19 protein-coding genes and 1 tRNA gene are annotated in these 19,856 nt (G+C 72.3%); 10 read left to right on the forward strand and 10 right to left on the reverse strand.

Going from position 1 to position 19,856, the window contains the following annotated elements:
• Window position 1 precedes the first annotated feature (1 nt).
• Complete coding sequence (locus tag ACZ6EM_RS12695; RefSeq protein WP_465772341.1) at window positions 2-571, forward strand: GNAT family N-acetyltransferase; 570 nt, start codon at window positions 2-4, stop codon at window positions 569-571.
• A gap of 82 nt (window positions 572-653) precedes the next feature.
• Here ACZ6EM_RS12695 and ACZ6EM_RS12700 read toward each other — a convergent pair whose 3' ends face one another.
• On the reverse strand, window positions 654-1,709 hold the full coding sequence (locus ACZ6EM_RS12700; RefSeq protein WP_465772342.1) for an aldo/keto reductase: 1,056 nt from the start codon (window positions 1,707-1,709) through the stop codon (window positions 654-656).
• A gap of 153 nt (window positions 1,710-1,862) precedes the next feature.
• On the opposite strand from ACZ6EM_RS12700, the gene ACZ6EM_RS12705 reads away from it, so the two are divergent.
• From ACZ6EM_RS12705 to ACZ6EM_RS12715, 3 genes are all read left to right on the forward strand, one after another.
• On the forward strand, window positions 1,863-2,816 hold the full coding sequence (locus ACZ6EM_RS12705; protein ID WP_452179433.1) for a hypothetical protein: 954 nt from the start codon (window positions 1,863-1,865) through the stop codon (window positions 2,814-2,816).
• A gap of 82 nt (window positions 2,817-2,898) precedes the next feature.
• Window positions 2,899-3,966: an NAD(P)/FAD-dependent oxidoreductase gene (locus tag ACZ6EM_RS12710; RefSeq protein WP_465772343.1), complete on the forward strand. Its 1,068-nt coding sequence runs from the start codon at window positions 2,899-2,901 to the stop codon at window positions 3,964-3,966.
• Between the two features lie 42 nt (window positions 3,967-4,008).
• Window positions 4,009-4,926, forward strand: coding sequence for a class I SAM-dependent methyltransferase (locus tag ACZ6EM_RS12715; RefSeq protein WP_452179431.1), 918 nt, complete (start codon window positions 4,009-4,011; stop codon window positions 4,924-4,926).
• Window positions 4,927-4,994: 68 nt separating this feature from the next.
• On the opposite strand, the gene ACZ6EM_RS12720 is transcribed toward ACZ6EM_RS12715, so the two are convergent.
• The 4 genes from ACZ6EM_RS12720 to ACZ6EM_RS12735 form a co-directional block, all read right to left on the reverse strand.
• A complete protein-coding gene (locus ACZ6EM_RS12720) occupies window positions 4,995-5,834 on the reverse strand; it encodes an alpha/beta fold hydrolase (protein WP_465772344.1) in 840 nt (279 codons plus the stop codon).
• A 78-nt stretch (window positions 5,835-5,912) separates the two neighbouring features.
• Window positions 5,913-7,646: a methionine--tRNA ligase gene (metG, locus tag ACZ6EM_RS12725; protein ID WP_401051237.1), complete on the reverse strand. Its 1,734-nt coding sequence runs from the start codon at window positions 7,644-7,646 to the stop codon at window positions 5,913-5,915.
• A 264-nt stretch (window positions 7,647-7,910) separates the two neighbouring features.
• Complete coding sequence (locus tag ACZ6EM_RS12730; RefSeq protein ID WP_401051235.1) at window positions 7,911-8,111, reverse strand: DUF397 domain-containing protein; 201 nt, start codon at window positions 8,109-8,111, stop codon at window positions 7,911-7,913.
• Entirely contained in the window at window positions 8,108-8,956 is an 849-nt protein-coding gene (locus tag ACZ6EM_RS12735) for a helix-turn-helix domain-containing protein (RefSeq protein WP_465772345.1), read from the reverse strand. Before ACZ6EM_RS12735 ends, ACZ6EM_RS12730 begins: the two co-directional genes overlap by 4 nt.
• 345 nt (window positions 8,957-9,301) lie before the next feature.
• Between ACZ6EM_RS12735 and ACZ6EM_RS12740 the strand changes: the two genes are divergently transcribed.
• The gene (locus ACZ6EM_RS12740) at window positions 9,302-9,457 is read left to right on the forward strand and encodes a hypothetical protein (RefSeq protein WP_359897981.1); all 156 of its coding nucleotides are present in this window, start codon (window positions 9,302-9,304) and stop codon (window positions 9,455-9,457) included.
• Between the two features lie 25 nt (window positions 9,458-9,482).
• Here ACZ6EM_RS12740 and ACZ6EM_RS12745 read toward each other — a convergent pair whose 3' ends face one another.
• Window positions 9,483-10,085, reverse strand: a complete 603-nt coding sequence (locus ACZ6EM_RS12745; protein WP_401052495.1) for a GNAT family N-acetyltransferase — start codon at window positions 10,083-10,085, stop codon at window positions 9,483-9,485.
• A 172-nt stretch (window positions 10,086-10,257) separates the two neighbouring features.
• Complete coding sequence (locus ACZ6EM_RS12750) at window positions 10,258-11,541, reverse strand: adenylosuccinate synthase (protein WP_401052492.1); 1,284 nt, start codon at window positions 11,539-11,541, stop codon at window positions 10,258-10,260.
• 126 nt (window positions 11,542-11,667) lie between these two features.
• Between ACZ6EM_RS12750 and ACZ6EM_RS12755 the strand changes: the two genes are divergently transcribed.
• From ACZ6EM_RS12755 to purM, 3 genes are all read left to right on the forward strand, one after another.
• A complete protein-coding gene (locus ACZ6EM_RS12755; RefSeq protein WP_380546262.1) occupies window positions 11,668-12,513 on the forward strand; it encodes a diacylglycerol kinase family protein in 846 nt (281 codons plus the stop codon).
• Window positions 12,514-12,801: 288 nt separating this feature from the next.
• Window positions 12,802-14,385, forward strand: coding sequence for an amidophosphoribosyltransferase (gene purF / locus ACZ6EM_RS12760; RefSeq protein WP_359897974.1), 1,584 nt, complete (start codon window positions 12,802-12,804; stop codon window positions 14,383-14,385).
• Between the two features lie 100 nt (window positions 14,386-14,485).
• A complete protein-coding gene (gene purM / locus ACZ6EM_RS12765) occupies window positions 14,486-15,571 on the forward strand; it encodes a phosphoribosylformylglycinamidine cyclo-ligase (protein ID WP_359897972.1) in 1,086 nt (361 codons plus the stop codon).
• A 231-nt stretch (window positions 15,572-15,802) separates the two neighbouring features.
• Here the strand turns inward: purM and ACZ6EM_RS12770 are convergent, their stop codons facing one another.
• Together ACZ6EM_RS12770 and ACZ6EM_RS12775 are read right to left on the reverse strand one after the other, a co-directional pair.
• The gene (locus ACZ6EM_RS12770) at window positions 15,803-16,057 is read right to left on the reverse strand and encodes a DUF3073 domain-containing protein (RefSeq protein WP_380351661.1); all 255 of its coding nucleotides are present in this window, start codon (window positions 16,055-16,057) and stop codon (window positions 15,803-15,805) included.
• Window positions 16,058-16,439: 382 nt separating this feature from the next.
• Window positions 16,440-17,597, reverse strand: coding sequence for a Glu/Leu/Phe/Val dehydrogenase dimerization domain-containing protein (locus ACZ6EM_RS12775; RefSeq protein ID WP_387693917.1), 1,158 nt, complete (start codon window positions 17,595-17,597; stop codon window positions 16,440-16,442).
• A 208-nt stretch (window positions 17,598-17,805) separates the two neighbouring features.
• On the opposite strand from ACZ6EM_RS12775, the gene ACZ6EM_RS12780 reads away from it, so the two are divergent.
• Both ACZ6EM_RS12780 and bldC read left to right on the forward strand, forming a co-directional pair.
• Entirely contained in the window at window positions 17,806-18,726 is a 921-nt protein-coding gene (locus ACZ6EM_RS12780) for a DUF8083 family protein (protein WP_465772346.1), read from the forward strand.
• 487 nt (window positions 18,727-19,213) lie between these two features.
• Window positions 19,214-19,420, forward strand: a complete 207-nt coding sequence (gene bldC / locus ACZ6EM_RS12785) for a developmental transcriptional regulator BldC (protein ID WP_014137253.1) — start codon at window positions 19,214-19,216, stop codon at window positions 19,418-19,420.
• A 358-nt stretch (window positions 19,421-19,778) separates the two neighbouring features.
• On the opposite strand, the gene ACZ6EM_RS12790 is transcribed toward bldC, so the two are convergent.
• Window positions 19,779-19,852 (reverse strand) — tRNA-Asp (locus ACZ6EM_RS12790).
• Window positions 19,853-19,856 lie beyond the last annotated feature (4 nt).

Genomic DNA, 19,856 nt, shown 5'->3' on the forward strand with positions numbered 1-19,856 from the left:
CATGGCAGACCTCGAAGAACGCGCCACCGTCGTCGCGTCCGAACCAGGGCAGGCCGGGGCGGGGGTGGTCGTCAGACCGCGCCGCGCCGACGACCTCGCCGACTGCGTCCGGGTGCTGGGCGACGTCCACACCGTCGACGGCTATCCCGCCGACTGGCCCGACCGCCCCGCCGCCTGGCTGACCCCGGACGGCCTGCTCGCCGCCTGGATCGCCGAGTCGGACGGCCGGCTCAGCGGGCACGTCGGCCTGGCCCGCAGCGCCCCGGGCGACCTCGCCCCCGTCCTGTGGAGCGGGCGCACCGGCGGCCGCCCGGAGCTCACCGCCGTGATCGGCCGGCTCTACGTCGCCCCCGAGGCGCGTGGCCGCCTCGTCGGCGCCCGGCTGCTGGCCTGCGCCGTGGCGCACGCGCGGGCGCTCGGCCTGCACCCCGTGCTCGACGTGCTCGCCACCGACACCGCCGCCGTGGCCCTCTATCGCCGCCTCGGCTGGACCCACCTCGGCGGCGGCGACCAGCGGTGGGCCTCCGGACGCACCGTCACCGTCCACTGCTTCGCCGCCCCGAGGGGGTGAGTTCCGGCCCGCCCGGCCGTCGTGGCCGGGCGGGCGGAGGCCGGAAAGGCGGGAGGAGACGGGGAGGGGGAGGGGCGGGGGTTCAGGCCGCGGGGCGGTCGGACACCGGGCGGCGGCGCAGGGCCGGGGTGGTGAGGGCCGGGGGCTGCCAGACGCCGTCGGCCCGGTAGAGGTCGGTGCCGGGCGGGACGATGGTGTCGATGCGGTCGAGGGTGGCGTCGTCCAGGACCAGGTCGGCGGCCTTGAGGGCCGATTCGAGCTGCGCCGCGGTGCGCGGGCCGATGATCACCGACGTGACGGCCGGGTGGGCCGCCGGGAAGGCGGTGGCCAGCTCGGGGAGGGTGCGGCCGAGCTCCTCGGCGAGGGCGGTGAGGGCCTCGACGGCCTCCAGTTTGGCCGCCGTGGTGGGCAGCTCCGGGTCGAAGCGGTGCGGGTGGAGGGCGGCCCGGCCCCGGGTGAGGTCGATCGGGCGGTCCTTGCGGTAGCGGCCGGTCAGGAAGCCACCGGCGAGCGGGCCCCAGGTCAGCGCGCCCATGCCCAGCCGCTGGACGACGGGCAGCACGTCGCGCTCCACGCCCCGGGCGAGCAGCGAGTACGGCGGCTGCTCGGTGCGGAAGCGCTGCAGGCCGCGGCGCTCGGCGACGTGGTGGGCGTCCACGATCTGCTCGGCGGGGAAGGTGGAGCAGCCGAAGGCGCGGATCTTGCCCGCCCGGACGAGGTCGCCGAGGACGGAGAGGGTTTCCTCGATGTCGGTGGTGTGGTCCGGTCGGTGGACCTGGTACAGGTCGATCCACTCGGTCCGCAGCCGACGCAGGCTCTCCTCGACCTCGCGGACGATCCAGCGCCGCGAGTTGCCGCCCCGGTTGTGGCCCTCGCCCATCGGGAAGTGCACCTTGGTGGCGAGCACGATCTCGTCGCGGTCGCCACGGGCGGCCAGTGCCTTGCCGACGATCTCCTCGGACTCGCCGGCCGAGTACATGTCCGCGGTGTCGATGAAGTTGATGCCCCGGTCGACCGCGGTGCCGATCATCCGGGCGCAGTCGTCGTGGTCGGAGTTGCCGACGGAGCCGAACATCATGGTGCCGAGGCAGTAGGTGCTCACCTCGATGCCGGTGCCGCCGAGAACGCGGTAGCGCATGGCCATTCCCCCTGGTTGGCGATCAGTTGCGTGTCAGAGACTAGGAGTTGGAGTGCGCTCCAGCGCAAGCGCGGCTCGGCTCCCTCGGGTGGGGGAGCCGGATCACCGCACCGGGGGAGGAGCGGCGGGGGCGGCGCGGGCGAGCCTGTCGGCATGGTGAGGAACGGGTGGGCGGTGACCGGCTGGGGCCTCGGGTACGCCGGGTTCGGGCTGGGGTGCGCGCTGGGCGGGACGCGGCTGCTGGGGGCGGACTGGCCGGGGTGGGTGGTGGCCGCCGTGGGGGTCGCCTCGGCGGCCGCCGGCGTGGCGGTGGTGCGGCGAAAGCCGGTGCGGGGGCTGTGGTGGCTGCTGTGGCTGGTGTGCGGGGCGGCCGCGGTCGGAGCCTGGGGCCTGCTGATGGACCTGGTGACGCTGCTGTTCGGCCAGCGGGTGGACAGCGTCCCCGACACGGTGGAGCGCACCCTGGCGGCGGTGGGGGCGGTGCTGCTGGCCCGCACCGCCCCGGGGCTGCGGCCCGGGGCCCGCGGCGGCCCGGGCGGCCGGGCCGAACGGGTGGCGCCGGCTCCCGCCGCGGCCCCGCCGATCGTCCAACTCGCCGCCTGGGCAGGCACGCTGGCGTTCGTTCCGTACGTGCTGATGAAGTTGCTCTGGGCGTTCGGCGGCAGCTTCGCCGGGATCAGCGGCGACCAGATGTACGCGAGCTACGTGCGCAACGGCTCCTCCGGGCTCTGGCTCGCCCTGGAGCGCCGGGGCCTCGACGGCACCGTGCTGCTGGCGCTGCTCGGGGTGTTCCTGCTCTGGGGACTGGTCCGCCCGTGGGGGCAGGTCTTCCCGCGCTGGACCCTGCCGCTGCGCGGCCGCCGGGTGCCGCGCTGGCTGCCGCTCACCCCGGCCCTGCTGGGCGCGGCTTCGCTGGCGCCGTACGGGGTGGTCGGGATCGGCTACCTGACGCTGTGCACCGCCGGGGTGACGCGGATCAGGCTGGGGGAGTTCGCCAGTGAGCAGAGCGCGCTGGAGATCTCCTGGGTCGGGATGTGCGGGTTCGCCGGGTACGGGGTCGCGCTGGCGGTGGCCGCCCGGTCGTACTGGCGGCGGACGAGGGGGTGACCTCGCAGCGGTTTGCTGAGACGGCAACAAAGCTTGCCGATGTTGTAGGGCGGGCCGCAGCCTGGCGGTGGAGGTGAGCGCCATGGGCGAGACGGCAGGGACGGCAGGAACGGTCAGGACGACAGGAACGACCGGGATACCCGGGACGACCGGGATCGGGGAACGCGAGCGCTACGACGTGGTGGTGGTCGGCGCCGGAGCGGCGGGGCTGAACGCCGCGCTGGTGCTGGGCCGGGCCCGTCGCCGGGTCGCCGTGGTGGACGCCGGCGAGCCGCGCAACGCACCCGCCGCCCACCTGCACGGCTACCTGAGCCGGGACGGCATGCCCCCGGCGGCGCTGCTGGCGGTCGGGCGGGAGGAGGTCGCCCGGTACGGGGTGGACCTGATCGACGCCCGGGTCGAGCACATCGAGTCCGCCGAGCACAGCGATCACATCGAGTCCGCCGAGCCGGCCGGGTCCCCCGGGTCGGGCTTCGTGGTCCACCTGGCCGGCGGGCCGGTGCTGCACGCGCGCCGGGTGGTCGTCGCCACCGGGCTGCGGGACGGGCTGCCGGAGCTGCCGGGCCTGGTCGAGCGGTGGGGCCACGACGTGCTGCACTGCCCGTACTGCCACGCCTGGGAGGTCCGCGACCGCCCGCTCGGGGTGCTCGGCACCGGCCCGGGGGCGGTCAACCAGGCGCTGCTGCTGCGGCAGTGGTCGGCGGACGTGGTGCTGCTCGCGCACACCCTGACGCTGACGGACGCCGAGCGGGAACGGCTCGCGGCCCGGGACGTCCGGGTGGTCGAGGGCCGGATCGTCCGCCTGGTGTCCGGCGACGGGCGGCTGCGCGGCGTCGAACTCGCCACCGGGCAGGTGGTGCCGCGCGAGGCGGTGTTCGTCTTCCCGCGGCCGGTGCCCCGGGACGCGCTGCTCTTCGGCCTCGACTGCGCCCGGGACGACAACGGCTGGGTCACCACCGACCGGACCGGCCGCACCAGCCTCCCCGGCGTCTGGGCGGTCGGCAACGTCGCCGACCCGCGGGCCCAGGTGGTCACCGCCGCCGGGATGGGCGCGGCGGCGGCCTTCGCGCTCGACCACGACCTCGTGGCGGAGGAGCTCGACCGGGCGGTGCGGAGGTACCGCGCGTCCGGCGCCGCCCTGCCCGCCTGAGCGGGAAGCTTTCGTCAACCCACCCACGATCGGAGAATCCGGATGTCAGCGCAGCAGCAGCACGGCCACTCCCACGGGCACGGCCACTCCCACTCCCATGGGCACTCCCACGGCCACGGGCACGTTCCCGCCGCCGACCTCGACTGGGACGCGCTCGCCGCGCACCTGGAGCTGGAGGCCGACCTGCGGGCCGGCGCCGTCACCGAGGCCGGGCGGTGGCTGCTCGGCCTGCACGGGGAGGGCGAGGTGCGGCGGGTCCTCGACGTCGGCAGCGGCCCCGGGGTCATCGCCGGACTGCTGGCGGAGGTCTTCCCGGCGGCCGAGGTGGTGGCGGTCGACCAGTCGGCCGCCCTGCTGGAGCGCGCCCGGACCCGCTCCGGCGGTCGGCTCGGCACCCAACAGGCAGACCTGCCCGAGGAGTTCGGCAAGCTCGGCGAGGCCGACCTGATCTGGTCCGGCAACGCCGTCCACCACCTGGGCGACCAGCAGGCCGCGCTCACCTCGCTCGCCGCGGTGCTGCGGCCCGGCGGTCTGCTCGCCGTCGCGGAGAGCGGTCTGCCGGCGCGCTACCTGCCGCGCGACTTCGGCCTCGGCCGGCCCGGCTTCCAGGCCCGGATGGACGCCGCCCACGAGGACGGCTTCAGCGCCATGCGGGCCGAACTGCCCGGCAGCACCCAGGAGATCGAGGACTGGCCGGCCATGCTGCGGCGGGCCGGACTGACCCCGACCGGCACCCGCACCTTCCTGGTCGACCACCCCGCCCCGCTCGCCGGGCCCGTCCGCGGCTACCTGCACACCCAGTTGACCCGGCGCCACGACCAGCTCGCCGAGCAGCTCGACGCCGAGGACCGGGCCACCCTGGAGGCCCTGCTCGCCGAGGACGCCCCTACCGGCATCCTGCACCGTCCGGACGCCTTCTACCTCTCCGCGATGACCGTCCACACGGCCCGCCGGGACTGATCCGGCGGCCGCGGGTGCTCGACCGTACGGACGGCGGCCGTCGGTCCTCGGCCGTACGGTCCGCGGCGTCAGCCCGCGAGGAAAGCGGCCACCGTGCGGGTGAAGGCGGCCGGGTCGTCGAGCCACGGGTAGTGTCCGGCGCCGGGCTGGACGGCGGCACGGGCGTGGCGGAACAGCGCGGCCGCGGCGCGGACCGCCCCGGGCCGCGGGTCGGGGTCGTACTCGCCGGCCAACAGCAGTGTCGGCACCGGGAGTTCGGCGACGGCGGCGCGGACGGCGGCGGGCCGGAAGCCGCCGCCGTGGTACGCCGCGGCGGCCTCCGGGTGGCTCTGGACGGCGCAGTCGGCCTCGTGGGCGCGGGCGGTGGCGTTCCAGTCGCCGTGGAAGAGCGGTGCCACGGCGTCGGGGTCGGCGGCGCCGCCGGCGAAGGCGGCGCGGACGGCGGCCCGGGCGGCCGGGTACCACTCCTCGTCGGCGAGGCCGCGGGCCTCGGCCGCCTCGCGGTAGTCGTCCTCGGTGACGGTGCCGCCGAGGATCCGGAGGCTGGGCGTGACCAGCACCAGCCGGCCGGTGCGACGGGGGTGCCGCAGCGCGTACAGGGTGGCGAGCGAGCAGCCGGCGGAGTGGGCGAGGAGGTCGGCCCGGTCGAGCCCGAGGTGCGCCCGGAACGCCTCGACGTCGGCCACCTGCCGGTCGACCCGGTAGCCCGCCGGGTCGGCCGGGCGTGCCGATCGGCCCGTGCCGCGCAGGTCGAGGACGTGCAGGGCGCGGTGTGCGGCGAGGCCGCCGAGGTCGCCGAGGTACGCGGCGTCGCGCATCGGGCCGCCGGCGAGGACGAGCAGCGGCTCGCCCTCGCCGAGGACGCGGTAGCCGAGCGGAGTGCCGTCGGGGCCGGTGAAGGTCGTCATCGAAGGATCGTGGCAACCTCCGACCGGCCGGGGCAACGGGAAATCGGCCGGGCGCCGCCGCGAGGCCGTTCACACCGGTCAGCCCGCCGAGCCGCCGAAGCGCGCCGTCCAGGCCGCCAGGTCCTCGTCCGTGATCTTGGCGAACAGTACCGGCGGCACCGTGAACGCCGTCCCGGCCGGCACCAGGTCCAGTGCCCGCGCCTCCTGCGGGGCGATCCAGTCCCGGGTGGCGGCCGGGGAGTCCTCGGGCAGCGCGAAGGCCCCGCGCATCGCCGCCGCGGTGGCCGGGATGAACGGTTCGGAGACCACCGCGTACAGGTGGATCAGGTTCATCGCGGTGCGCAGGGTCAGCGCCGCCGCCTCCGGGTCGGTCTTCACCTGCAGCCAGGGCGCCTTCTCGTCCAGGTACGCGTTGCCGGCGCTCCACAGCGCGCGCAGGGCCTGCGCCGCCTTGCGGAAGCTGAGCGCGTCCAGCTGGGCCTCGTACTCGGCGAGCAGCGCGGCGACCTGCTCGCCGAGGCGCTGCTCGGCCCGGCCCGGCGCGTGCCCGCCCGGGACGTCGTCACCGAAGCGCTTGCGGCTGAAGGAGAGCACCCGGTTGACGAAGTTGCCGAGGGTGTCGGCGAGGTCCTTGTTGACCACCGAGGCGAACAGGTCCCAGGTGAAGCTGGAGTCGTCCGACTCGGGCGCGTGCGCCATCAGGAAGTAGCGCCAGTAGTCGGCGGGCAGCAGCTCCAGCGCGACGTCGGTGAAGACGCCGCGCTTCTGGCTGGTGGAGAACTTCCCGCCGTAGTACGTCAGCCAGTTGAAGGCCTTGACGTAGTCGACCTTCTTCCACGGACGGCGCGAGCCGAGCAGCGTGGCCGGGAACATCACGGTGTGGAACGGGACGTTGTCCTTGGCCATGAACTCGGTGTAGCGGACGGTCTCGTCGACCTCGTACCACCAGGACTTCCAGTCCCGCAGCTGCCCGGCCGGGGCCGCGTCCGCCCATTCCTTGGTGGCGCCGATGTACTCGATCGGGGCGTCGAACCAGACGTAGAACACCTTGCCCTCGGCGGCCAGTTCGGGCCACACGTCGGCGGGCACCGGGACGCCCCACTCCAGGTCGCGGGTGATCGAGCGGTCCTGGAGGCCCTCGGTCAGCCACTTGCGGGCGATCGAGGAGGCCAGCACCGGCCAGTCGTCGGCGTGGGCGGCGACCCAGTCCTCGACCTCCTCGGTGAGCTTGGACTGGAGCAGGAACAGGTGGCGGGTCTCCCGGACCTCCAGGTCGGAGCTGCCGCTGATCGCCGAGCGCGGCTCCAGCAGGTCGGTCGGGTCGAGCACCCGGGTGCAGTTCTCGCACTGGTCGCCGCGGGCCTTGTCGTAGCCGCAGTGCGGGCAGGTGCCGACGATGTAGCGGTCCGGCAGGAAGCGGCCGTCGGCGTTGGAGTACACCTGGCGGATCGCGCGCTCCTCGATGAAGCCGTTGCGCTGCAGCTCGCGGGCGATCTCCTGGGTGATCTCCCGGTTCTGCGGCGAGGAGCTGCGGCCGAAGTGGTCGAAGGAGAGCCCGAAGCCCTCGTACACCGCCCGCTGCGCGTCGTGTGCCCGGGCGCAGAACTCCGCGACGGGCAACCCGGCTTCCTGGGCGGCCAGTTCGGCGGGCGTGCCGTGCTCGTCGGTGGCGCAGATGAACAGCACCTCGTGCCCTCGTCGGCGCAGGTACCGGGCGTGGACGTCCGCCGGGAGCATGGACCCGACCATGTTGCCCAGGTGCTTGATCCCGTTGATGTACGGAAGGGCGCTGGTGATCAGGTGCCGAGCCATCCTCGGATGCTCCGATTTCTCCCGCACGCGCACCCCACCCGGAGTGCCGTGTCAGGCGCAGGGGTCCACTGTGGGCTGCAAGCCTAGGGCAAGCGGAGGGCCCTGGCGCACGCGGCGGGCCGGGGCGGACGGCACTTCCGGAGCGGGTCGGACCGCACGTCCGGAGCGGGATGGACCGCACGTCCGGAGCGGGATGGACCGTGCTTCCGGGCCGGGGCGGACGGCATTTCCGGGGCGGCGTGGACGGCACGTCCGGGCCGGGCGTCACGGCCGGGTGAAGTCGCCGTACCGGTCGAACTCCCCGGACTTCACCCCGCGGACGAAGGCGGCCCACTTGCGGGGGGTGGTCTGCACGACGACCTCGGGCCGGTCGGACTCTCGGATCTCCACCAGCTCGCCCGCCGATCTGACCTCGACGCAGTCGGTGCTCTCGCCGCTGGCCGAGGCCTTGCGCCAGGTACTCATGCGAAGTCTTTCAGCAAGGCCCGGATGAAGTCCCGGGACTCGTCCGGCCCGAGCGCGATGGCCGCGGTCTCCTCCTTGATCCGGCGGTAGGAGGCCAATTCGGCCTGGGTGTGCACGAATTTCGGCCCGTGGGAGAGATCGATCTGGACGGTGTCGAGTTCCGGGACGGGTCCGCGGGCGAGGTACAGGCTCTCTCCGGAGCCGGTGTAGGTGGGCACGCTGAACGGGATCACCCGGATCTCCACACCGGGCCGTTCGGAATTCTCCAACAGGCTCCGCAACTGGTCGCGCAGTACTTCCGGACCGCCGAACTGCATGCGCAGCGCGGACTCGTGCAGGAATGCGCTGTACGGCTTCGGGTGGTCGACGAAGATCTGCTGGCGCCGAATCCGGAATGACTTCCGGACGTCGGCCTCCTGCCGGTACTGCGGGGGGAGCCGCTCGAACACCGCGGCGGCGTACTCCGGGGTCTGCAGCAGTCCGGGGATGAAGGTGCTGTTCAGGATGGAAAGGGAGGAGGCGTGGTGCTCCATCTCCGCGATGTCGATGATCGCGTTCGGCAGCCGGCCGCGGTAGCCGTCCCACCAGTACTTGCGCCGGTCCTGAGTCATCGTCAGCAGCGCGTCCAGGTAGGGGCCGTCCGCGCATCCGCAGGTGAGTGCCCAGATCCGGAGCCGCTCGGCGCTGATGCCCGACTTCCCGTTCTCCATCTGGGAGATCTTGGGCAGGTCGGTGCCGATGGTGGCGGCCAGGCTCTTGGGCGTGACGCCCACGAGCTCGCGCATCCTGCGCAACTCGATCCCGAGGCGCTGCTGGCGCACGGTCGGCGACAAGCGGGGTGGCATGACTCTCTTCTCCGGGTCGCGGCTGGCGTCGATGCTTCCGGTGAAGTGTGCCGCGCGTGCCGGGCCCTAGCTACCGAAATGGGGGATACCCCACGATGGAGTGAACGTCGTTCCGCTCGGTAGCAACTCTGGCACCTTGACCCTATGGTCATCCGTGTCACTCGCTGACTTGTTGCCGCCTAAACAGTCGTCAAACAGTCGTCAATCGGCCGTAATGACACATCAGATGCATGGTCGCGGCGCCCGAAATCATCGACCGGAGACAGCCATGCCCCTCCCCTCTGTACTCGGCCTTCCCCATCGGCCCCACCGGCCCCACCCGTCCCGGCGCATTTCCGCATCCCGGTGAATGCGCTTCTCGTCGCCGGATTGTCGGCGCTCCTGCTCGCCGTCCTGTTCGTCGGCTGGCTGGTCTGGCTGGTGAACGTCAAGCCCTCCGAACTCCGCGCGGTGAAGCGCGAGTTGGCGGCCGGCCATGCCGCCGCGGGGGACCGGAAGTAGCCGCCGCGGCCGGCCGGGGCGCGGCTCAGCCCCGGGAGAGCCGTTCCGTCAGCCGGGACTCGGCCGCCGGCCACTCGTCGGCGAGCATCGAGAAGTAGACGCTGTCCCGCCAGCTGCCGTCGGGGCGCAGCCGGTGGCGGCGCAGGGTCCCCTCGTACAGGGCGCCGAGGCGCAGGACCGCGGCGCGGGAGCGCTCGTTGCGGGCGTCGGTCTTCCAGAAGACCCGGCCCATGCCGAGGTCCTCGAAGGCGTGGCGCAGGAGCAGCAGCTTGGCCTCGGTGTTGACCGCCGTGCGCCAGACCGAGCGGGCGTACCAGGTGCCGCCGATCTCCACGGACTCGTCCGGCGCGCTGTGGTCGTGGTAGCCGGTGACGCCGACGGCCCGGCCGCTCGCGAGGTCGACGGCGGCGAAGTTCACCGACTCGCCCGCGGCCGCTTCCGCGATCCGGGTGTCGAGGATCGCGCCGAGCTCCTCCTGCGAGCCGGGCGGCGGCGACATGGTCCAGCGCCAGACGTCGGGGTCGGGGCCGACGGCGGTCCAGAGGTCGGCGAGGTGGCGGCGCTCCAGCGGCTCCAGGCGGATGTGGCGGCCGGTGAGGGTGACGGGTGCGGGCTGCTTCGCGGTCATGATCCGAACGTAGCCCGATTGTGCACTAGAGGCAATAGATGTTTGAACTAGTGCGAAAGCCCCCAGCGCAGAAGATCCAGTGCGGAGGATCCAGCGCGGAGGATCCGGGATGACGAAGGGCCCCGCAGGACGGTGCGTCCTGCGGGGCCCTCGGTGAAGAGCGGGGTCCGGCTCAGATGAACGAGTTGATCTGGATCGTCTCGTCGCGGCCCGGGCCGACGCCGATGGCGGAGATCGGCGCGCCCGACATCTCCTCCAGCGCCTTCACGTACGCCTGGGCGTTCTTCGGCAGATCGGCGAAGGACTTCGCCTTGCTGATGTCCTCGGTCCAGCCCGGCAGCGTCTCGTAGATCGGCTTGGCGTGGTGGAAGTCCGACTGGTTGTAGGGGAGCTCCTCGACCCGCTTGCCGTCGATCTCGTACGCGACGCAGACCGGGATCTGCTCCCAGCCGGTCAGCACGTCCAGCTTGGTGAGGAAGAAGTCGGTGAGGCCGTTGACCCGGGTCGCGTAGCGAGCGATCACGGCGTCGAACCAGCCGCAGCGGCGGTCGCGGCCGGTGGTGACACCGCGCTCGCCGCCGATCCGGCGCAGCGCCTCGCCGTCCGCGTCGAGCAGCTCGGTCGGGAACGGGCCGGAGCCGACGCGGGTGGTGTAGGCCTTGAGGATGCCGATGACCCGGTCGATCTTGGTCGGGCCGATGCCGGCGCCGGTGCAGGCGCCGCCCGCGGTCGGGTTCGACGAGGTCACGAAGGGGTACGTGCCGTGGTCGACGTCGAGCAGGGTGCCCTGGCCGCCCTCCAGCAGGACGACCTTGTCCGCCTTCAGCGCCTCGTCCAGGACGAGGGTGGTGTCGGAGAGGAAGGGCCTGATCTTCTCCGCGTAGCCCAGGTACTCCTCGACCACCAGGTCGGCCGGGATGGTGCGGCGGTTGTACAGCTTGACCAGGATCTGGTTCTTGTCGTGCAGCGCCGCCTCGATCTTCTGGCGCAGGATCGACTCGTCGAACAGGTCCTGGACCCGGATGCCGACGCGGTTGATCTTGTCCGCGTAGGTCGGGCCGATGCCGCGGCCGGTGGTGCCGATCCGGCGCTTGCCGAGGAAGCGCTCGGTGACCTTGTCCAGGGTGCGGTGGTACGGCGTGATCAGGTGGGCGTTGCCCGAGATCAGCAGCTTGGAGGTGTCGATGCCGCGCTCGTTCAGGCCGGCCAGCTCGGAGAGCAGCACGGCCGGGTCGATCACGACGCCGTTGCCGATCACCGGCGTCACGTTCGGGCTGAGGATTCCGGAAGGGAGCAGGTGCAGGGCGTACTTCTGGTCGCCGATGACCACCGTGTGACCGGCGTTGTTGCCGCCCTGGTAGCGGACCACGTAGTCCACGGAGCCACCGAGGAGGTCGGTGGCCTTCCCCTTGCCCTCGTCTCCCCACTGAGCGCCAACGAGCACGAGTGCCGGCACAGGCGTACACCCCTTCCGGTTGGGGCATCCTGCGTAGGCCGCAGTCTGCCCCGAGATAGACGAAGCCCCTGGCGCAATGGCGCAAGGGGCTCTTGCACCGAGAGATTACCTGAGGAAGGACCGGTCGTGTCGTCCCTGTCCACGCCTGCTACCGGCGGCCCGGAGCCGCTCCTGCTGCTCCTCGACCCGGTGGCCCGGCAGACCGACGGCGAGTCGGTGCGGATCGCGAAGGACGTGCTCTGCGGGGGCGCGGACGTGAAGGTGGCCTTTCCGGAGAGCCCTTCCGAGCTCGACCGGGTGCTTTCGCACCGGGGCCGGAGGCGACCGGTGGTGATCGGTTCCGACCTCGCGCTGCAGCGGGTGCTCCAGGCCCTGCATCGCCAGCGTGAGCTGGGCACGGAACCGGTGGGGATGGTTCCGGTCGGCCGCTCGCAGGAGCTGGCGGCGGCCCGCGCGCTCGGCGTGCCGGGGGAGCCGGTGCGGGCCGCGCGGGCGGTGCTGTCGGGCGCGCCGCGCCGGCTGGACCTACTGGTGGACGACGGTGGCGGGGTGGCGCTGGGCGGGGTGCGGATCACCGGCGGGGGTGCGCGGCGCATGGTGGGCCGTTCGGGTGGCTGGCGTTCGCTATGGGCGAAACTGGCTGCGGCCGAGCAGGCGAACGCACTCACTCCGGACGGCGCCGACCACAGCTCCCGCGTCCGGGTCGAGGCGGACGGCCGACTGCTCGCGGACGTCCACCGGCCGGTCCGGCTGGTCCAGGTCACGCTCCCGTCCGGCGCCTCGGACGGGACGGGCGAGATGGAGGTGGTGGTCGCCGCCTCCGGCGCCCTGGTGCGCGCCCGGGCGGCGAGCGTGTCGGTGGTCGGGCGGGGCTTCGACTACGAGGCCGACGGCCGCCCGGTCGGTCCGGTCCGGGCGCGGACCTGGACGGTGCACCCGGGAGCCTGGGGCCTGCTGCTGCCGGCCGCCTGAACGCCCGCCCGAACGCCCGCCCGACCGGTGGGCGGCCGGCGGGCGACGGGTGGGGGAACGCCGGGTGAGCAGGCTCACGTTCGTCCGTGCCCGGACCCCCGCCGCCGCGCACCCGGAACTCCCCAACAGGCGCGAACCACAAGGCCAAGCGCCGCCCGCCGGAATTCCCCCCACCCGAAATCCCCGGCCGGTAAGGGGTTTTGTCTACGCGCATCAACTCGCGATCGCCGGACAAACCCGCAGTCCCGGGGTCCGACAGCCCGGGTCAACTGCCCTAGACTCGAAGGCGTGCCACGTGGTGACGGAAGACTCAACCACGATCTTCTTCCCGGTGAGAAAGGCCCCCAGGACGCTTGTGGCGTCTTCGGTGTCTGGGCTCCCGGCGAGGAGGTCGCCAAGCTCACGTTCTTCGGCCTTTACGCCCTGCAGCACCGCGGTCAGGAATCCGCGGGCATCGCAGTGAGCAACGGCTCCCAGATTCTCGTCTTCAAGGACATGGGCCTCGTTTCCCAGGTCTTCGACGAGGCCTCGCTGGGGTCGTTGCACGGGCATATCGCCGTCGGACACGCCCGCTACTCGACCACCGGTTCCTCGGTCTGGGAGAACGCCCAGCCGACCTTCCGGGCGACCGTTCACGGTTCGCTGGCCCTCGGGCACAACGGAAACCTGGTGAACACCGCCGAACTGGCGGCCATGGTCGCCGAACTCCCCGGCGAGGAGCACGTCTCGCGCTCCGGCCGGAGCGCCGCGACCAACGACACCGACCTGGTGACGGCGCTGCTCGCCGGCCACCCGGACCTCTCCATCGAGGAGACGGCCAAGGTCGTGCTGCCCCAGGTCAAGGGCGCGTTCTCGCTCGTCTTCATGGACGAGCACACCCTCTACGCCGCCCGTGACCCGCAGGGCATCCGCCCGCTGGTGCTCGGCCGGCTGGAGCGCGGCTGGGTGGTCGCCTCCGAGACGGCGGCGCTGGACATCTGCGGCGCCTCCTTCATCCGCGAGGTCGAGCCCGGCGAGCTCATCGCCATCGACGAGAACGGGATGCGCAGCTCCCGGTTCGCCGAGGCCAAGCCCAAGGGCTGCGTCTTCGAGTACGTCTACCTGGCCCGCCCCGACACCTCCATCGCCGGCCGCAACGTGCACCTCTCCCGCGTGGAGATGGGCCGCCGGCTGGCCAAGGAGGCGCCCGTCGATGCCGACCTGGTGATAGCGACGCCCGAGTCCGGCACCCCCGCCGCGATCGGCTACGCCGAGGCCAGCGGCATCCCGTACGGCTCCGGCCTGGTGAAGAACGCCTACGTGGGCCGCACCTTCATCCAGCCCAGCCAGACGATCCGCCAGCTCGGCATCCGGCTCAAGCTCAACCCGCTGCGCGAGGTCATCGCGGGCAAGCGCCTGGTGGTCGTGGACGACTCGATCGTGCGCGGCAACACCCAGCGCGCGCTGGTGAAGATGCTCCGCGAGGCCGGCGCCGCCGAGGTGCACATCCGGATCTCCTCGCCGCCGGTGAAGTGGCCCTGCTTCTTCGGCATCGACTTCGCCACCCGCGCGGAGCTGATCGCCAACGGCATGACCATCGAGGAGATCGGCCGCACCCTCGGTGCGGACTCGCTCTCCTACATCTCGATCGACGGCATGATCGAGGCCACCGCGCAGCCGAAGGACCGGCTCTGCCGGGCCTGCTTCGACGGCGAGTACCCGATGGAGCTGCCGGATCCGGCGCTGCTCGGCAAGCTCCTGCTGGAGGCCGAGATCAAGGGCGGCCAGCAGCCGCCGGCCGTCCGCGGCAAGCCGACCAGCGGCAGCGACCTGGACGGCGTCCAGTCGCTGCTCGGCGGGGCGGGCGCGGCCGACGCGCTGCGCCGGCCGTAACGAACCGACGGTGGGGTCCCGTGAACCGGGGCCCCACCGCTGTTCCACCCCCTGCTGTTCCGTAGAACCACCCCCACCTGACCCGAAAGGGCCGCACGCAGTGACCAGCAACCAGAACGGTGCCACCTACGCCGCCGCCGGTGTCGACATCGAGGCGGGCGACCGCGCCGTCGAGCTCATGAAGCAGTGGGTGAAGAAGGCCAACCGCCCCGAGGTGGTCGGCGGTCTCGGCGGTTTCGCCGGCCTCTTCGACGCGTCCGCCTTCAAGAACTACGAGCGGCCGCTGCTGGCCTCGGCCACCGACGGCGTGGGGACCAAGGTGGCCATCGCCGCCGCCATGGACAAGCACGACACCATCGGCCACGACCTGGTCGGCATGGTCGTCGACGACCTGGTGGTGTGCGGCGCCGAGCCGCTGTTCATGACCGACTACATCTGCGTCGGCAAGGTCGTCCCGGAGCGGGTCGCCGCGATCGTCAAGGGCATCGCCGAGGGCTGCGCGCTGGCCGGCTGCGCCCTGGTCGGCGGCGAGACCGCCGAGCACCCGGGCCTGCTGGGCCCGGACGAGTACGACGTCGCGGGCGCCGGCACCGGTGTGGTGGAGGCCGACGCGCTGCTCGGCGCGGACCGGGTCCGCGCCGGCGACGTGGTGATCGCGATGGCCGCCTCCGGCCTGCACTCCAACGGCTACTCGCTGGTCCGCCACGTGCTGCTGAACGAGGCCGGCTGGAAGCTGGACCGCAAGGTCGAGGAGTTCGGCCGCACCCTCGGCGAGGAGCTGCTGGAGCCGACCCGGATCTACTCGCTGGACTGCCTGGCGCTCACCCGCGCCACCGAGGTGCACGCCTTCTCGCACGTCACCGGCGGCGGCCTGGCGGCCAACCTGGCCCGGGTCGTCCCGGACGGCCTGCACGCCCGCCTGGACCGCGGCACCTGGACCCCGCTGCCGGTCTTCCAGACGGTCGCAGAGGTCGGCAAGGTGGCCACCCTGGAGATCGAGAAGACGCTGAACATGGGCGTCGGCATGGTCGCGGTCGTCCCGCCGCACTCGGTGGACGTCGTGCTGTCGATCCTGGAGGACCGCGGCGTGGAGGCCTGGCTGCTCGGCGACATCGTCGAGCGCGGCGACGGGCACGAGGGCGGCGCGGCCCTCTACAACGCCTACGAGGGCTTCCGGGCGAGCTGACCCCGGCGTGACGACGAGAGGGCCCCTCCGGAGCACCGGAGGGGCCCTCTCGCGTGCGGTGGAGGCGGCCGGCGGACCGTGCGGAACCGGTCGGCGGACCGTACGGGGGAACGCCGGGCGGGGTGGTCCGGCACGAGGGGACGCCGGGCGGGGCGGACTGGCACGAGGGAACGCCGAAGACCGGTCCGGCGCCCTGGCGGGTGCCCGAACCGGTCGGCGGGACTGCTGTGGCTACGAGCGGCGGGAGGCCTGGGACGCCCCGGTGCCTGGCCCGTTGTCGTCCTCGTCGTCGAGGTCGGCGTAGCGGGCTGCGTACTCCGCGTACGGGTCGTCCTCCTCCTCCTCGATCGGCTCCGGCTCGATCGAGGCGGTGGACGGAGATACGCCCAGCTCGTTGGACAGACGGTTAGCGTCGAACCCGCCGCTGTTGTACTTCAGCTCGCGGGCGACCTTCGTCTGCTTGGCCTTGGCCCGGCCGCGCCCCATGGGTCGACCCCCTCAACGATGGGGCTCACGGCCCCGAGTCTGACACGTGTTCATGATCAGGACCGGCCTGCCCGAATGGGAGGACCGTCCCTTGGAGCATTAACGGTACCTGTTTCCGCCGCTGGACGGTACGTCGTCGGTGTGACGTGGCGCGCACCGACCGCACCCGCGACCAGGTCTTCCCAGGTCAAGGGAGGTTTTGCGGCGTTTTGCGCGCTGTCCAGAGGTGTCTGAGGTCCGTCGTTCCAGGACTGATTATCCCCCCTAGGGGGGCCTCGGATCACCCGTTCGGCGGGAGAAGTGAGAATCCGGTTCCACATCGTGATGCGCGGGGGACCGTCCCCACGGCCCCCCGCGCATCACCCGGTCGGTTGTCGACCCGTCAGGCGCGGCGGGCGCCGGGCAGCAGCACCGTGCGCAGGGCGCTGATCTCGCGCATCCGCTTCTCGGCCAGGCGGTCGGCGGCGACCGCGGGCGGGATGCCGTCGGCCGTCGCCCGGGTGAAGATCTCCAGGGTGGTGTCGAAGATCTTCGTGGCCTTGTTCTTGGCCCGCTCGAAGTTGAAGCCGTCGATCTCGTCGGCGACCTGGATGACGCCGCCGGAGTTCACCAGGTAGTCCGGCGCGTAGAGGATGCCGCGGTCGGCCAGGTCCTTCTCGACGCCCGGGTGGGCCAGCTGGTTGTTGGCCGCGCCGCAGACGACGGAGGTGCCGAACTCGCCCAGCGCCGCGACCGTGGCGTCGGTCAGCGCGCCGCCGAGGGCGCAGGGGGCGTAGACGTCCAGCTTGGCCTGGAGCAGGGCGGTGGTGTCGGCGACGACCTCCACTTCCGGGTGGGCGGCGCGCACCCGGTTGACCGCGGCCTCGAAGGGGTCGGTGACGACGACCGTGGCGCCGTCCGCGACCAGGTGGCCGACCAGGTAGTGGCCGACCTTGCCGACGCCCGCGACGCCGACCCGCTTGCCGCGCAGGGTCGGCTGGCCCCAGCGGGCCTGGGCGCTGGCGCGCATGCCCTGGAAGACGCCGAAGGCGGTCAGGATGGACGAGTCGCCGGCGCCGCCGTGCTCGGGCGAGCGGCCGGTCACGAACTCGGTCTCGCGGGCGATGACGTCCATGTCCTGGACGTAGGTGCCCACGTCGCAGGCGGTGATGTAGCGGCCGCGCAGGGACTCGACGAAGCGGCCGTAGGCCCGGAGCATCGCCTCGTTCTTGTCCTTGTTCGGGTCGCCGATGATGACGGCCTTGCCGCCACCGAGGTCCAGGCCGGCCAGCGCGTTCTTGTAGGACATTCCGCGGGACAGGTTCAGCGCGTCCTCCAGCGCCGCCTCTTCGGAGGCGTACGGGAAGAAGCGGGTGCCGCCGAGGGCCGGGCCCAGGGCGGTCGAGTGGATGGCGATGATCGCCTTCAGGCCCGAGCTGCGGTCGTGGCAGAGGACGACCTGCTCGTGACCGTCGCCGGGGGCGCCGTCCTGTTCGGTACGGAAGATCCTGCTGAGCACGCCGGGTGCGGAGTGCGTGGCGGGGGTCTGTACGTCGGTCACTGTGGTGACTCCAGTATCGAAGGCCCGCTGCTGTGGTGCGGGCGTCTGAGGCGAAGCGTAGCCGCGCCGGTGCCGCCGATCGGCCGTCTTGTCCGAGCTGGGGCCGGTCGTCCGAGGAGTGAGACGGGAAGGCGGACGGGGTGCGGGCGCGAACGGGTTCGGGGGCGCGCCCTCCCGGGGCCGGGCGGTGCGTGCGACCATGCAGGACGTGACCGTCGTACGTACTTCCGTACAACCGCCCTACGCCGCCCACCTGCGGGTCTACGAGCCGCTGGCCGCCTATCCGGAGCCCGAGCGGGCACACTGGCAGGCCTGTGCGGCGGAGCGCGGTCCGGACGCCGCCGAGCCGTCGCAGCCGGTGGCGGCGGCGGTGCTGGAGGAGCAGCGGGAGGCGCTCGCCGGGCTGGCCGCCCGCACGCCCCGGGCGCTGCCCGAGCGGGAGAGCGGGCGGGCGTACCTGCGGGTGGTGGACGGCGTACTGTACGTCTGCCCGTGGGCGACCCGACTGCGCAGCTGGCAGGCGCTGGAGGAGCTGCGGGCCGGGGCGCCGGTGGCGCTGCTGGACACCGCGCTGCCGCCGGTGACCCGGGCGGCCGCCGAGGCGGACCGGGAGCGCTGGCGGGCCGAGCACCCGGACGCCCGGCCGTGGATCCTGACCAGCCGGTGGGAGGTGCCGGTGCGCTGGTTCCTGCCGTTCGGGGACGAGGACCGCTGCTTCGTGCCGGGCGGGGACGGACCCGCGGACGGACCGGGAGGGGAAGGGGAGGACGGGCCCGGGGGCCGGCCGGCGGCGCTGTTCTACCTGGTGCCGATGGCGCAGGCGCGCCGGCGGGTGGCGCGGGCCTTCCGGGCGCTGCGCGAGGCGGTGCCGGACGGGGAGCTGGTGCAGGGGGCGGAGCGGGTCGGGCGCTGGCTGGAGGAGTTCCATCCGCGCTCGCTGGTGGAACTGGACTACGGGGGTCTGGTGCATCTGCTGGGTCCGGAGCGGTTGCTGGCGGACCGTTCGGCGGGGGAACTGGAGGAGGGGCTGCGGGCGCTGCGGGCAGGGGACACCGCCGAGGCGCTGCGCGTGTACGGGGAGCTGACGGTGCGGTGGCGCCGGGTGCTGGCGCTGCGGCACGCGAACTGATGTCCGACCGCGCGTGTATGACTGTAAGAGTCCTAAGCACCGCACGTCCGATGACCAAGGTCCTGGTTCGGGTCAATAGCTGCCGAACGTGACACTACTCACCGTTGACGCGAACTTACCCCTATGTGCAAAAATGGGACAACCAGCCCAACTTCACGTGAGCGTGCCCACTTTTGGGTGGTTCTGGAGTCGATGCGTGCTTTGCGGGGAAACGGAGGGTCTGGTCCCTTCGTAACCGGATGTCATCGCTATGTGACTGTCCGTTATGGGGTGGTCCATCGCCATCCGTCGGCCTTGAACCCGTGAGGGGTCAATTTTGGCGGTTTGGTCGATAGGGCTGGACGGATGGTGTAGTTGTAGACACCAGGACAAGCCGTTCGTCCTATAACCGACTCGGCCCGTCTATGCCATTTCGGGCATCGCGGGCCAAGGTGCAGAATTTGAAGGATAGAACCGCCCTGGTTCGGTTCTCCCGAGGAGGCCGCTCATGACCGCTCGTACCCCTGATGCTGAGCCGCTGCTGACGCCGGCAGAGGTTGCCACCATGTTCCGCGTGGACCCGAAGACGGTCACTCGCTGGGCAAAGGCAGGCAAGCTGACGTCGATTCGCACGCTCGGCGGTCACCGCCGTTACCGTGAGGCGGAGGTGCGCGCTCTGCTGGCCGGGATTCCCGCCCAGCGCACTGAGGCCTGATAGGCCAAAGGCTCTTTAAAGGGGCCGCTTACCGGACTCCGCCGGGTCCGGTAAGCGGCCCCTTTGTCGTGCCCGCCCGAGGGTGTTCCGTGCCCGGGCGAGTGGTCGGAATGTTGAACTCCGGATAACGATTTGATGCGCGTGGGGCGGGGGGGATTTACAGTGAATAGCTGTACAATTTTACATATTAAATTAACGGGGTTCCGGGAAGGGTCGTACGGGGCCGATTCCTGGGGAGGTTCCGTGACGACCGTCACACGGTCCGTCACTTGTGGTCTAGACCTGGCCGGGGTAGTGGGCCGAACGGTCAAAAGCGAGAGGCCCGGAACCTGACGGTTCCGGGCCTCTCGCACTGCGGCGATCCCGACGGGACTTGAACCCGCGACCTCCACCTTGACAGGGTGGCGAGCTAACCAACTGCTCCACGGGACCAGAG

It is taken from the genome of Kitasatospora sp. NPDC041917 (assembly GCF_055589745.1).

Coding starts and splice junctions, on each gene's coding strand:
- ACZ6EM_RS12705 (WP_452179433.1), top strand. CDS start 1,863: ATGGTGAGGAACGGGTGGGCGGTGACCGGCTGGGGCCTCGGGTACGCC.
- ACZ6EM_RS12735 (WP_465772345.1), bottom strand. CDS start 8,956: ATGCCACCCCGCTTGTCGCCGACCGTGCGCCAGCAGCGCCTCGGGATC.
- ACZ6EM_RS12710 (WP_465772343.1), top strand. CDS start 2,899: ATGGGCGAGACGGCAGGGACGGCAGGAACGGTCAGGACGACAGGAACG.
- ACZ6EM_RS12715 (WP_452179431.1), top strand. CDS start 4,009: ATGTCAGCGCAGCAGCAGCACGGCCACTCCCACGGGCACGGCCACTCC.
- ACZ6EM_RS12695 (WP_465772341.1), top strand. CDS start 2: ATGGCAGACCTCGAAGAACGCGCCACCGTCGTCGCGTCCGAACCAGGG.
- metG (WP_401051237.1), bottom strand. CDS start 7,646: ATGGCTCGGCACCTGATCACCAGCGCCCTTCCGTACATCAACGGGATC.
- ACZ6EM_RS12745 (WP_401052495.1), bottom strand. CDS start 10,085: ATGACCGCGAAGCAGCCCGCACCCGTCACCCTCACCGGCCGCCACATC.
- ACZ6EM_RS12700 (WP_465772342.1), bottom strand. CDS start 1,709: ATGCGCTACCGCGTTCTCGGCGGCACCGGCATCGAGGTGAGCACCTAC.
- bldC (WP_014137253.1), top strand. CDS start 19,214: ATGACCGCTCGTACCCCTGATGCTGAGCCGCTGCTGACGCCGGCAGAG.
- ACZ6EM_RS12720 (WP_465772344.1), bottom strand. CDS start 5,834: ATGACGACCTTCACCGGCCCCGACGGCACTCCGCTCGGCTACCGCGTC.
- ACZ6EM_RS12770 (WP_380351661.1), bottom strand. CDS start 16,057: ATGGGGCGCGGCCGGGCCAAGGCCAAGCAGACGAAGGTCGCCCGCGAG.
- ACZ6EM_RS12730 (WP_401051235.1), bottom strand. CDS start 8,111: ATGAGTACCTGGCGCAAGGCCTCGGCCAGCGGCGAGAGCACCGACTGC.